The 12059-nt window shown below is 73.8% G+C and carries 16 protein-coding genes; 6 read left to right on the forward strand and 10 right to left on the reverse strand.

Going from position 1 to position 12059, the window contains the following annotated elements:
- Positions 1–96 precede the first annotated feature (96 nt).
- Together ASD33_RS31435 and ASD33_RS31440 are read left to right on the forward strand one after the other, a co-directional pair.
- Positions 97–363, forward strand: a complete 267-nt coding sequence (locus ASD33_RS31435) for a type B 50S ribosomal protein L31 (RefSeq protein ID WP_056568383.1) — start codon at positions 97–99, stop codon at positions 361–363.
- Positions 364–472: 109 nt separating this feature from the next.
- On the forward strand, positions 473–1309 hold the full coding sequence (locus tag ASD33_RS31440) for an NAD(P)H-binding protein (RefSeq protein ID WP_056568386.1): 837 nt from the start codon (positions 473–475) through the stop codon (positions 1307–1309).
- 120 nt (positions 1310–1429) lie between these two features.
- On the opposite strand, the gene ASD33_RS31445 is transcribed toward ASD33_RS31440, so the two are convergent.
- The 3 genes from ASD33_RS31445 to ASD33_RS31455 all read right to left on the reverse strand — a co-directional run bounded on the left by ASD33_RS31445 (position 1430) and on the right by ASD33_RS31455 (position 2904).
- The gene (locus tag ASD33_RS31445; protein ID WP_056568389.1) at positions 1430–1927 is read right to left on the reverse strand and encodes a peptidylprolyl isomerase; all 498 of its coding nucleotides are present in this window, start codon (positions 1925–1927) and stop codon (positions 1430–1432) included.
- Positions 1928–2052: 125 nt separating this feature from the next.
- Positions 2053–2265, reverse strand: coding sequence for a hypothetical protein (locus tag ASD33_RS31450; RefSeq protein WP_242427195.1), 213 nt, complete (start codon positions 2263–2265; stop codon positions 2053–2055).
- Positions 2266–2295: 30 nt separating this feature from the next.
- Complete coding sequence (locus ASD33_RS31455) at positions 2296–2904, reverse strand: DUF6629 family protein (protein WP_056568392.1); 609 nt, start codon at positions 2902–2904, stop codon at positions 2296–2298.
- Between the two features lie 98 nt (positions 2905–3002).
- Between ASD33_RS31455 and ASD33_RS31460 the strand changes: the two genes are divergently transcribed.
- On the forward strand, positions 3003–3518 hold the full coding sequence (locus ASD33_RS31460; RefSeq protein ID WP_056568396.1) for a hypothetical protein: 516 nt from the start codon (positions 3003–3005) through the stop codon (positions 3516–3518).
- Positions 3519–3580: 62 nt separating this feature from the next.
- On the opposite strand, the gene ASD33_RS31465 is transcribed toward ASD33_RS31460, so the two are convergent.
- From ASD33_RS31465 to ASD33_RS31475, 3 genes are all read right to left on the reverse strand, one after another.
- Positions 3581–4084: an NUDIX hydrolase gene (locus ASD33_RS31465; protein WP_056568399.1), complete on the reverse strand. Its 504-nt coding sequence runs from the start codon at positions 4082–4084 to the stop codon at positions 3581–3583.
- A 139-nt stretch (positions 4085–4223) separates the two neighbouring features.
- Complete coding sequence (locus ASD33_RS31470; protein WP_056568402.1) at positions 4224–4904, reverse strand: response regulator transcription factor; 681 nt, start codon at positions 4902–4904, stop codon at positions 4224–4226.
- A complete protein-coding gene (locus ASD33_RS31475; protein ID WP_063992009.1) occupies positions 4901–6148 on the reverse strand; it encodes a histidine kinase in 1248 nt (415 codons plus the stop codon). Before ASD33_RS31475 ends, ASD33_RS31470 begins: the two co-directional genes overlap by 4 nt.
- A gap of 133 nt (positions 6149–6281) precedes the next feature.
- On the opposite strand from ASD33_RS31475, the gene ASD33_RS31480 reads away from it, so the two are divergent.
- Positions 6282–7190: an ATP-binding cassette domain-containing protein gene (locus tag ASD33_RS31480; protein WP_056568918.1), complete on the forward strand. Its 909-nt coding sequence runs from the start codon at positions 6282–6284 to the stop codon at positions 7188–7190.
- The gene (locus ASD33_RS31485; protein WP_056568408.1) at positions 7187–8047 is read left to right on the forward strand and encodes an ABC transporter permease; all 861 of its coding nucleotides are present in this window, start codon (positions 7187–7189) and stop codon (positions 8045–8047) included. The genes ASD33_RS31480 and ASD33_RS31485 overlap by 4 nt, the downstream gene beginning before the upstream one ends.
- A gap of 6 nt (positions 8048–8053) precedes the next feature.
- On the opposite strand, the gene ASD33_RS31490 is transcribed toward ASD33_RS31485, so the two are convergent.
- On the reverse strand, positions 8054–8920 hold the full coding sequence (locus tag ASD33_RS31490) for a YhjD/YihY/BrkB family envelope integrity protein (RefSeq protein WP_056568411.1): 867 nt from the start codon (positions 8918–8920) through the stop codon (positions 8054–8056).
- Positions 8921–9034: 114 nt separating this feature from the next.
- A complete protein-coding gene (locus ASD33_RS31495; RefSeq protein WP_056568920.1) occupies positions 9035–9508 on the reverse strand; it encodes a helix-turn-helix domain-containing protein in 474 nt (157 codons plus the stop codon).
- A 112-nt stretch (positions 9509–9620) separates the two neighbouring features.
- Between ASD33_RS31495 and ASD33_RS31500 the strand changes: the two genes are divergently transcribed.
- The gene (locus ASD33_RS31500) at positions 9621–10136 is read left to right on the forward strand and encodes a PaaI family thioesterase (protein ID WP_056568415.1); all 516 of its coding nucleotides are present in this window, start codon (positions 9621–9623) and stop codon (positions 10134–10136) included.
- Positions 10137–10230: 94 nt separating this feature from the next.
- Here ASD33_RS31500 and ASD33_RS31505 read toward each other — a convergent pair whose 3' ends face one another.
- Positions 10231–10596 (reverse strand): luciferase family protein, encoded by a 366-nt coding sequence (locus ASD33_RS31505; RefSeq protein WP_242427196.1) that lies wholly within the window; start codon positions 10594–10596, stop codon positions 10231–10233.
- A 136-nt stretch (positions 10597–10732) separates the two neighbouring features.
- Entirely contained in the window at positions 10733–11923 is a 1191-nt protein-coding gene (locus ASD33_RS31510; RefSeq protein WP_056568419.1) for a SpoIIE family protein phosphatase, read from the reverse strand.
- Between the last annotated feature and the right edge of the window lie 136 nt (positions 11924–12059).

A 12059-nucleotide genomic window follows, 5' to 3' on the forward strand; every position in this document is an offset into this window, starting at 1 on the left:
ACCTGTGGCGCTGGTCGGCCGCCGTGGGCACGGCGAGGCTGGGGGTGCCGCGCCGATCAGGCCGGCCGAGCCAGGGCGTGAGCCCGAGGAGGACACGTGCAGCAGGACAAGCAGCCCGAGTACGGCCCGGTGGTCTTCCGTGACCGCACGGCCGGGTACGCCTTTCTGACCCGGTCCACCGCGACCAGCGAGCGGACCATCGACTGGGACGACGGCGAGACGTACCCGGTGATCGACGTCGAGATCTCCTCCGAGAGCCACCCGTTCTACACGGGCAAGGCGCGGACGGTGGACTCGGAGGGCCGGATCGCGAAGTTCGAGCGTCGGTACGGCGAGGGCGAGGGCGCAGCCGGATCGAGCTGAAGAGCCCGGTGAAACTGGCCGGAGGATGGCCAGTTCGCCTTCCAGGATGAGGTCACGAAGACGGCGGGGCGTTCGTGCTCCGCCGGGGACTCCCTGGAGGGAAAGAACTGTGATCGTGGTGACCGGAGCGACCGGAAACGTCGGACGACCGCTGGTGGAGCTGCTGGCCTCGGCCGGTGAGAAGGTCACGGCCGTGAGCCGTCGGCCGGCCGAGGGGCTGCCCGCCGGGGTGGCGCACCGGCGGGGTGATCTGGCCGACGTGGACGGCCTTGAGGGTGTGTTCGAAGGGGCGGAGGCGGTGTACCTGCTGGTCGCCGGTCTGGGGGACGAACTGCGGCCGCGCGCGATCGTGGCGGCGGCGGTGGCCGCCGGGGTGCGGCGGATCGTGCTCCAGTCCTCGCAGCTGGTGGGTACCCGCGTGGACTCCGCGTCGCACGCGATTCTCCGTGCGTTCGAGGAGGCGGTACGGGAGTCGGGGCTCGACTGGACGGTGCTGCGCCCCGGGGGTTTCGCGTCCAACGCGTTCTTCTGGGCGGATCAGGTCCGTTCGGGCCGTGCGGTGGCGGCGCCGTTCGCCGATGTGCCGCTGCCGTTGGTGGATCCGGCGGACATCGCGGGGGTCGCGGCGGAGGCGCTGCGCGGTCCGGGGCACGAGGGTCGCACCTATGTGCTGACCGGCCCGGTGGCGGTGTCGCCGCGCGAGCAGGTGCGGGCGCTCGCGGGTGCGCTCGGCGAGCCGGTGGAGTTCGTACCGCTGAGCGCGGCCGAGGCCAGGTCCCGGCTGACGCGGTTCCTGCCGGCGGAGGCCGTCGACGGGATGCTGTCGGTGATGGGCGAGCCCAGCGCGGAGGAGCAGCGGGTGAGCCCGGACGTGGAGCGGGTGCTCGGGCGAGGTCCGAGCCCGTTCTCGGCGTGGGCGGAGCGGAACGCGCCCGCCTTCGCCTGAGGGACCGGCCCCGGACACGGCGGAGGCGGGGACGCGCGTCGCACGGACGGCGTCCCCGCCCCGGCCGGGTGGGTCGAGGGAGGGCTCGCGTGGCGCCCCCCGCTCAGCTCGGGAAGGCGATCAGGCCTTCACGATGCCGGAGTCGGCGACCTTGATGCTCTTCTTGGTGGCGCCGGAGGCGGAGCCGAGGCCCTCGATCTTCGTGACCAGGTCCTGGCCCTCGACGACCTCGCCGAAGACGACGTGCTTGCCGTCGAGCCAGCTGGTGACGACCGTGGTGATGAAGAACTGCGAGCCGTTGCTGTTCGGGCCGGCGTTGGCCATCGAGAGCAGGAACGGGCGGTCGTGCTTCAGCTTGAAGTTCTCGTCCGCGAACTTCTCGCCGTAGATGCTCTTGCCACCGGTGCCGTTGCCCCGGGTGAAGTCGCCGCCCTGCAGCATGAACTGCGGGATGACGCGGTGGAACGGGGAACCGGCGTAGCCGAAGCCGTGCTCGCCGGTGGCGAGCTCACGGAAGTTACGGGCCGTCTCGGGGACGACGTCGTCGAACAGCTTGAAGGTGATGCGGCCCGCGGGCTCGTCGTTGATGGTGATGTCGAAGTAAACGTTCTCGCTCATGGGGACATCCTGTCATTACTCGCGCACGGCGCGCGCACGGGCCGCCTCCGCCCGTGTGACGGCGCGCCGGTGCCCCGCGGCCCGTCGGGGGCGCGGGGCACCGGTGGCGGCACGGTCGCCGGGTGTCAGAGCAGTCCGCCGGGCTCCGGGGCCTGGAGGGCGCCCTCGGCGCCTTCGACGGTCTGGTGGAGCACGGGCCCCACGCCGTCCTCCTGGAGGAGGCCGGTGGCACTGCCCAGGGGGCTCTCGGCGGCGTTCGCCTGCGGCGGCGGGGTGATGAGGGCGGTGACGACGCCTGCGGCGAGGGAGGCGATGGCGAGCATGCTGCGCTTCTTCATGACCGGGTCAACTGCTGAGCGGCCGAGGAGTTACGGCCGTCTCCGGATCCAGACGAGGATCACCAGCGAGGCCACCGCCGCGAGGGCGCACCAGGTGGAGAGGAACGCCGTGCGCCAGAGCAGGGCGCAGACGCCCGCCCCGACCCCGGTGACCAGCCCGAGGAGCCTCAGGAGCCGGTCGCGGGCGAGGAGCAGGGCGCCGACGGTGGCGAAGAGGTAGGCGGCGAGGAGGAGGGGCGCGTACGGGACGCCCACGGCGTATCCGACGGTGTGGGGGCGGATCTCGGCCTCGACCGTGCGGGTGGCGAGGGCGTACGCGAGGAAGCCGGCGGTCACGGTTCCGGCGGCGAGCGGGAGGAGCAGGCGCGGCCGGTCGGGGGGCCGGGCGGCGCTCAGGACGCCGAGGGGGACCCACAGGGGCAGCAGCGGGAGGGCGATCACGGCCCACGCCAGGGTGGCGGGTCCGGACCCGCCGCCGGCGTGCCGGACGGCGGCCTCGACGACCTGGTGGGCGCCGAGGAGCAGCGGCAGCGCGGCCAGCGGGGCGTCTCCCGGGCGCCGTACGGAGGCGAGGGCGGCCACGCCGACGGCGCCGATCCCGAGGCCCGCCCAGAGGTCGGCCGTCGCACTCCAGCACATAGCGCCCTTTTACCCCATACCGGTGGGAACCGTACGGTTGTGGTGGATGTCTCTTCCAGTGACATCACTGTCCCCGAGCAGGAGAAACGGGGGACGTCATGCGACACCGTCACACCCTCGCGGCCGCGGGCATCCTGTTGACCGCCGGGATCGGCGCGATGATCCCGGCGGGCGCCACCACCACCCCGGCCCGGAGCACATCGGTCCGGGCCACCGCCCTGGTCGTCGACGCCCGATGGGGCGGCCACGCGACCTTCGACCGGCTCGTGATCGACGTGCGGGGCGCCCTGCCCCCGGTCACCGTCCGCCCGGTCGACGTGCTGCGCCACGACGGCTCGGGACAGAAGGTCCCGCTGGCGGGGAAGTACTTCCTGGAGATCAGGCTCTCCCCCGCGGCCGCCCACGACGCCGCCGGGCATTCCGTCCACCAGGGCCCCCGGCTGCTGAAGATCCACCTTCCCGCGCTCAAGGGGGTCGCCCTGACCGGCGACTTCGAGGGCGTGGTCACCATCGGAGCCGCCTTCGACACCAAGCCCGCCTACAAGACCTTCCGGCTGCACTCGCCGGAGCGGTTCGTGGTCGACATCGCCCACCCGGTGGGCTGCCGGGCCTGAGGGCTCCGGGCCCGGGGACCGCCCGTACCGAGAGGCGGCCCCCGGGCCCGTGCTCCCGGCGCTCAGTCCCTCTCGGGACAGCCTTCCAGGTACACCGGAGTACCGGTCCTGCGGGCGCGGTCGATGCCCGCGAGCCGGGCGAACTCCCGCGGCTCCATCTCCCGCTCCCACTCGTCGAGGGTGCGCAGGCTGTACTCGCTGTGCTCCTCCGGGTCGAGCACGACACCGGCGATCTGCTCGTCCGTCAGCTCACCGCCGTCGAAGACGAAACCGATGTGGTTGGCCGGCCACTCCTCGCCCCGGTCGACGACGAAGTGGGTGCCGAGGAGGCGGGGTTCGCCGGTGAAGGTGATCCCGGTCTCCTCGTGGCACTCGCGTACGGCCGTCTCCCAGGGGGTCTCCCCCGGGTCCATGTTGCCGCCGGGCCACTGCCACATCTCGGTGCGGTAGCTGGCGCGCAGCTGGAACGGGCGGCCTCCGGTGTCGGTGAAGTAGAGGCAGGCGTACGCCGTCGCTCTCGGCAGGGTCGCGACGTACTCGACGGGCGGCAGCCAGATGTTCGCCATGGGCGGTTCTCTTTCGACGGGCCGATGGGATCACCCCCCATCCAAGCGGTCCCGGGCCCGCCGCCCGTTCGCTCGCGGGTGGATCACCGGATCGTGTGATCACCACCGGGCCCCGGTGCCGCTCGCGCCGGCCGGAAGGTCAGGCGGTGGAGACCAGCCCCGTCTCGTACGCGATGATCACCAGCTGCACCCGGTCGCGGGCCTCCAGTTTGGCGAGGAGGCGGGTGACATAGGTCTTCGCGGTGGCGACGCTGATGTGGAGAGCGGCGGCGACCTCGGTGTTGGAGAGACCCCGTCCGACCAGGGTGAGGACCTCGCGCTCACGGCCGGTGATGCCCTCGGTGCCGCGGCGCGGCGCGGCCGGGGCCGTCCGGGGGCGGCCGGTGAACTCCTTGATGAGACGGCCGGTCACGCTCGGCGCGATCAGCGCGTCCCCGGAGGCGACGACGCGGACGGCGGCGAGGATGTCGTCCAGCGCCATGTCCTTGACGAGGAACCCCGACGCGCCCGCGTGCAGCGCCCCGTACACGTGGTCGTCGTCGTCGAAGGTGGTGAGGACGACCACACGGGCGCCGGTGGGGCCCGCGGTGATGCGGCGGGTCGCCTCGATGCCGTCCGTGCCGGGCATCCGCAGGTCCATGACCACGACATCGGCGCCGGTCTCCTCGGTGAGGCGGACGGCCTCGGCCCCGTCCGCCGCCTCGCCGACGACGAGGAGGTCCGGAATGTCGGTGATGACCATGCGGAGCGCGGTCCGCACCAGGGGCTGGTCATCGGCGAGGACGACCCGGACGGGCCGGTCGGTGGTGGTCTCGCTCATCGGGTGGTGGCTCCTGTGGGGAGGGGAAGGCCGGCGGTGACGCGGTAGCCGCCGCCGGGGCGGGGACCCGCGTCGAACTCTCCGTGCAGCAGGGTGACGCGTTCCCGCATGCCGACGAGGCCGTAGCCGACCCCGCCGCCCCGGGCACGGGCGCCTCCTGGGGTGGCGGCGTGTGCCGGGCCCGGGTCCTCGACACAGATGATGAGGAAGCCGGGGTCGCTCCGGTCGACGGTGACCGTGCAGCAGTCGGCGCCCGAGTGCCGTACGACGTTGGTGACGGACTCCTGGACGACGCGGAAGGCGGACAGGTCGATGTCCTGCGGCAGCGGCCGGGGTTCCCCGATCCGGCTGACGAGGACGCGGACGCCGGCGGAGGCGGTCGCCTCGGCGAGCCGGTCGAGCGCGGCAAGGCCCGGCATCTCGGGCAGTCCATCACCGGCGGGACGCGGTCCGGGGTCGCCCGGCTCCTCGGTGCGCAGCGCGCCGAGCATCCTGCGCAGTCCGGCGAGCGTCTCGCGGCTCGCCGTCTCGATCTCGGTGAGGGCCTGCCGGGCCTGGGCTGGCTGGGTCTCGATGACCCGCCGGGCGGCACCGGCCTGGAGGGCCACTATGCCGATGCTGTGGGCGACCGTGTCGTGCATCTCGCGGGCGATCCGGAGCCGTTCGGAGGTGACGGCCCGTGCGGCGTCCTGGGCGCGGGTCCGTTCCGCGTAGGCCCGGCTCTGGCCCTCCGAACGGCCGAGCAGCCAGGCGACGACGGCGGTGAGGGCGACGGCGAGGCCGTCGGTGGTGCCGACGGTCCAGCCGGAGAGCAGCCGGACCACGAGGTATCCGGCGACGAGGCCGAGGGCGAGGAGGAGCGCCTGCCCGGCCTCACGGGGCGGTCGGGCGGCGGCGATGGTGTAGAGCGCGACGTCCACGGCGAGGTACTGCGCGAACGGGATGGCGACGACGCCGAGCGGGGTACTGCAGACCACCGCGGCCACGAGCAGGTACCGGAGGGACGCGGTCGGACGACGGGTCAGGAGTGCGCAGCCGCGCAGCGCGAGGCCGGTGGCGAGGAGCAGCACGGTGACGCCGTCCCAGCGCGGGATGATCACGCCCGCCATGACGTCGGCCGACGCCTGGCCGGGCAGCCGGATGCGGAGGAGGAGGGTGAAGACCATTCCCGCGAACCAGGCGACCGCGGCCCACCCACCGGGGGTGACCCTTCTGAGGAGCGGGGCTGACGAGGTGGCGGACATGCGGTGATCGTAGGGGGCGGGGCCCGGGACGGTCATCGGACCGTGGGTGTACGACCCCGGGTGACAGGGCGGGCGCCGATTGTCGGCGCTGGTCCGATGCCGGGGACGGGGGCCGGTCGGCATGGTGGTGGGCATGATCGAAGTCAGGGAACTCACCAAGAAGTACGGCGCCGCGACCGCCGTGGACGCGCTCGACTTCACCGTCCGGCCGGGGCTCGTGACCGGTTTCCTCGGGCCGAACGGTTCTGGCAAGAGCACCACCCTCCGGCTGGTCCTCGGGCTGCACGCGCCGACCCGGGGCTCGGTGACGGTCGACGGACGGCCGTTCGCGGACCGGCCGCGGGGGCTGCGGCACGTCGGCGCGCTCCTCGACGCCGGGGACATGCACGGCGGGCGGACCGCACGGGCCCATCTGGCGGTGCTGGCGCGGAGCAACCGCATCCCGCTCGCCCGGGTGGACGCGGTCCTGGAGGAGGTCGGCCTCTCCGGGGTCGCCCGGCGCCGGATCGGCGGCTACTCGCTCGGGATGCGGCAGCGGCTCGGGATCGCGGGGGCGCTGCTCGGCGATCCGCCGGTGCTGCTGTTCGACGAGCCGCTCAACGGCCTCGACCCGGAGGGCGTGAAGTGGGTGCGGGGGCTGTTCCGGCGGCTGGCCTCGGAGGGCCGGACGGTCTTCGTCTCCAGCCATCTGATGACCGAGATGGAGCACACGGCGGACGAGCTGGTCGTCATCGGCCGGGGCGCCCTGATCGCGGCCGAAGGCCTGTCGGAGTTCGCCGCGCGCGGCGCGCGGCCCTGCGTGACGGTGGGCGGCCCCGACCTCTCGGCGCTGACGCCGTCGCTGCTCGCGGAGGGGGCGCACGTGGTGACGGAGCACGGCCGGCTGACGGTGACGGGGTTCTCCGCCGCCCGGATCGGTGAACTCGCCCTGGCGCACCGGGTGGCGCTCGACGAGCTGACCTCGCGCACCGCCTCCCTGGAGGAGGCGTTCATGGAACTGACCGCCGACCGTGTCGAATACCTGGCGGGAGACGCCCGATGACCGAAATCGCCGTTGCCACCGCGGAGCCCCGTACCGTCGGCTCCCGTGTCGAGGAGCCCGCCGCCCGGTTCCGGGACCTGCTCGCGTCGGAGTGGCTGAAGCTGTGGTCGCTGCGGTCCACCGGCTGCTCGCTGCTGCTGAGCGCGCTGGCCGTGATCGCCTTCAACGTCGGCACCGCGTGGGACCACTACCGGTACTGGTGGCAGTACGGTCCCCAGGGCCGTGCGGACTTCGTGGCGAACGAGATGGCCCTGGGCGACGCGTTCACCGGGAACGCCTCGACCGTCCTGATCCTGTGCGCCGCCGCCATGGGAGCGGTGGCGGTGGTGGGCGAGTACGGGAGCGGTCTGATCCGTACGAGCTTCGCGGCGGTGCCCGCGCGGAGCGCGCTGATGTCGGCGAAGGTGCTGGTCGTCGCGGTGGTGCAGACCGGGTTCGGGGCGGTGGTCGCGGGCGTTTCGTTCTGGCTGTCGCAGGCCGTCCTTTCGGTGCGGGACGCGGGGCTGCCGATCACGCATCCGGGGGCGCTCCGGCTCGTGGTGGCGTCGGCGCTGCTCGCGCCGGTGTGCGCGGTGACGGGGATGGCGCTCGGTGCGCTGCTGCGGCGCAGCGCGGTCTCCGTCGTGGGGTCGGTGCTGCTGCTGTTGTTCGTGCCGATGGTGCTGAGCGAGCGGCGTCACGCGACCGCGGTGCTCGCGCACACGACACCGCTGAAGGCCTGGCAGCGGCTCGCGGCGCCGGGGGCGTTCGAGCAGCCGTATCCGTGGACGGCGGGGGGCGCGTGGCTGGTGTTCGCGCTGTGGGCGGTGGGCGCGGCGGTGGTGACGGTGCTGGCGGTGCGCCGCCGGGACCAGTGAGCTCCGCTACTCGGCGGACGGACGGCCGCGGAGCCGTCGCGCGATGAGGAGTTCGTGGACGAGGCGCCCGGCGAGGGCGCCTCCGTACACGACGAAGCCGACGCCGACGAGCCAGGACTGGAGGACGAGGACGGTGCCGAACTGGCCGTACGTCACCGCGTTCGAGGCGATCAGGGGCGAGAAGACGAGCTGGGAGAAGATCCGCAGCCCCAGCAGCCCGAGCGCGGTGAGGGCGGCTCCGGGGGCGAGGGCGCGCCAGCGGATGCGGCCGCAGAGCAGGAAGCGCTGCGACCACCAGAAGAAGACGAAGGTGCCGACGAGGTCGGCGAGGGCGACCAGGGCGGTGACCGCGGCCGGGGACTCGGCGGGTGCCGGGGTGGCGACGAAGAGGAGGAGGCAGGCGACGAGGACGGCGAGCCAGACGACGTGCCGCCACATGGTGTGCCAGCGGGCGGTGGGGAGGTCCCAGGCCCGCTCGTACCCGGTCTGTACGGCGGATCCGAAGGTGACGCCGAAGGCGGCGAGGGCGGCGAGACCGAAGGCGGTGGTGCGTTGCAGGGCCGCTCCCGGCTGGCCGAAGAGCCGCTCGACCTGCTCCTGCGAGACCTCCGAGACGCCGAGGCCCTGGACGAGCCAGCGGGCGAAGCCCTGGCCGCGGGCGAGGTCGGCCGCGGCGACCACGATGAGGAGCGGGACGAGGGTGAGCAGGCTGAGCGCGGCGAAGCCCATGGCGCGGTGCATGAGTTCCATGGCACGGCCGCGGTTCCAGGCGAGCCCGAGGGGCGAGGCGCTGACCTGGGTGTACAGGCGCTGGAACCAGTGGCCGTTGTCGGTGGGGGCACCGTCGCGCGGCGGACCGGGTGTGGAGGGCATGCCTCGTTCGGTACCCGGCCGGGCGGCGGGCCATCTCCCGGTGCGGCCGAACGGGTGCAGGGCGGGGCGGGCGCGCGCCCTCGGATCACGGGCCGGGGGGCCGTCCGCCGGGTGTCAGTGGCCGAGCGGGCGGGCGCCGGGGCCGGGGCGGACGGTGACGTCGCGGGCGGTGAGCGTGGCCCGTTCCTCGCCCTCGCACCGGACGACGACGCGGACGGGGGCGTCGCAGTCGGCGTGCCGGATGTCGAGGACGGGCCCCTCGGGCTCTCCGGCGTGCGTGTCGCCCCACTGTTTGAGGGCGAGGAGTACGGGCCAGAGGTCGATGCCCTTCGGGGTGAGCCGGTACTCGTACCGGGTCCGGGCGCCGGGTTCGCGGTAGGGCTCGGCGCGCAGGACCTCCGCGGTGACGAGCTTGCGGAGCCGGTCGGCGAGGACGGCCTCGGAGAGTCCGAGGTGCCGGCGGAACTCGTCGTAACGGCGTACCCCGTTGAAGGCGTCCCGCAGGATCAGCAGGGTCCACTTCTCGCCCACGAGGTCCAGGGTGCGCCGGACCGGGCAGTTCTCCGTGTCGGTCTCCAGCCACTTCATCGTCACACTCTAGCCACCTGACTCTGCCGTTGACAGTCAGCTCGGGCCACAGCTAGCTTCGCCGTACAGAGCCAGCTGGGAGCCAGCCGGCCACGGCGGGCGGAGAGCGGTCATGGCACGGACGCGTACGGTCGAGTGGGAGGACGCCGGAGCCACCGCGCGCGCCGCCGCGACGATGGCCGGGCTGGACTTCCTGCGGGAGATCGTGGCGGGCCGGCTGCCCGGACCCCCGATCGCCTCACTCCTCGGCTTCAGCCTGGAGGAGGTCGAGGACGGGCGCGCCGTGTTCGTCCTGGAGCCGGGCGAGGAGCACTACAACCCGATCGGGAGCGTGCACGGCGGGGTGTACGCGACCCTGCTGGACTCGGCCACCGGCTGCGCGGTGCACTCCACGCTCCCGCAGGGCATGGCCTACACCTCGCTCGATCTGTCGACCCGCTTCCTGCGGCCGCTCACGACCGCCACGGGCAAGGTCCGCGCGATCGGCACGGTGATCTCACGGGGCCGCAGGACGGCGCTCGCCGAGGCGGGGCTGTACGACGCGGAGGACCGTCTGCTCGGCCACGCGACGAGCACGTGCATGCTCTTCCCGGTCCCGGCGGAGGGATCCGGGGGCACGCGCGCGTAACCCGGGCGCGCGCACGCGTGGGGCGGGCCCCGGGCACGCGTGTGTGGGGCCTGGGCGTGCGGGGCGGCGGTACGCGCCCGGGCGGGCGCACCGGTCAGCGGTGGCCGGGGACCGGCCGGGTGCGGGTGCAGCCGTCCGGGGCGACGTCGGGGACGCCGTTGGCCTGGAGGGCGGCGCTCACCAGGGTGGCGAGCAGGTCGATGTCCGAGCCCATGTCCAGACGGACCGTCACCCACCCGGAACCGGCTCGGAGGCGTACCGCGCTCGACCCGAGGAGCGCGTGGCGCAGCTTCGCGACCATGGCGCGGGTGAGGTGGACGTCGGCCTCGTGCTCACCGTGGAAATGCACGATCTCCTGCGTCGCGGTGCCCAGTCCGAGCGCGGCGCCGCAATGGGCGCGGGCGGGGGTCAGCGAGGGCCAGCTCATCAGACGTTCACTGGCATGCCTGGCCGTGTTCATACGAGGAGCGTGACGGTCGCCGGGGCCGCGCACAAGCGTCCTGCCGGAAGAATCCCGCTCGGGCGTGAATCCCGCCGCGCCCGGGGACGGTGTGACCGTGCGTCACCTTCGCCCGTGGGGCGGAAGTGACGCGGTGTCACTGGGGTGAACGCGCGCGGATCCGGGCCGCGAGCACGGCCACGTCGTCCTCCGCCGCATGTGCCTCCAGTCGCCGCAGGACCTCGTCGACGACCTCGCGGGGACCGGAACCGGCGGGCAGCCGAAGGGTGGCGAGCCGGGCGAGCGACACGTCGATGTCCTCGCCCCGGCGTTCGACGAGGCCGTCGGTGAAGATCAGCAGGGTGGCGCCCGGGGCGAGCGGGCGGGTCGTCGGTTCGTAGCCGCCGACGCCGGTGCCGAGCGGCGGGCCCACCGGGAGGTCGACGAGCTCGGCGGAGCCGTCCGCGCCGAACACGGCCGGCGGCAGGTGCCCGGCGTTCGCGAAGGTCGCCGTGCCACGGGCCGGGTCGACCCGGACGAGCAGACAGGTGGCGGGGCGGCGGGCGTCGTCCTCCGCGACCACCGCGTCGAGGTGGCGCAGCACCCGGTGCGGCGGCAGATCGGTCGCGGCGACCTCACGGAGGGCCGTGCGGTAGGCGTTCATGTCGACGGCGGCGTCCAGGCCGTGCCCCATCACGTCGCCGACGACGAGCAGGCTGCGGCCGAAGTGGAGCCGTACCGTCTCGAACCAGTCCCCGCCCACGAGGGTGCGGTGCCCGGCGGGAAGGTATCCGCCGGCGATCTCCAGGTTCGGGTGCGGCCGGCCGGGCTCGGCGACCAGGGCGCGCTGGAGGTGCAGGGCGGTGTCCTCGGTGGCCGCGAGCCGCCGGGCGTGCCCGAGGTGCCGGGCCGCGAGCCGGGCGGCGTGCCGGAGCAGCGCCATGTCGTCGGCCGTGAAGGGCCCGACGGCGGTACGCGTGACGGTGACGGTACCGAGAGGCCTCTCGTCGTGCACGGCGAGGGGAACGGCGAGGCGGTGGGTACCGGGACCGGTGGGGGCGGGCCCGGAAGGGAAACCGGAGCCGTACGAGGCCGAGCCGTACGGAACGGGTCCGTCCGGTGGCGGGTTCCCCGTGGTCGTCCGCGCCCCGTCCGCCCTCGGCGTCCGGGGTTGTCCGGCCGCCAGATCGACCCTCACCGAGGCGCGCAGGTGCCGGGTGGCGAAGCGCACGAGTTCCCGGCACGTGGTCGTCTCGTCGAGCGTCGTGCCGATCTCGCCGATCGCCTGCTCCATGGCCCGCGCCCTGGTCACGAGCGCCTGGACCCGTTCCGCGTCCCGTTCCGCCACGACACCTCCACCGCCGCGCGGTCACCGGGTGTGGCGCACCCGGTCCCCCCATTGCACCAGCGGGCGGCGCCCCGCGCGCGGCACGGACCTTGCGCGGAGCGGTTGTGCGGCGGTGCGTGATCTGATCAAGTACGAC

It is taken from the genome of Streptomyces sp. Root1304, assembly GCF_001426405.1.
In the GTDB taxonomy this organism is placed as follows: domain Bacteria; phylum Actinomycetota; class Actinomycetes; order Streptomycetales; family Streptomycetaceae; genus Streptomyces.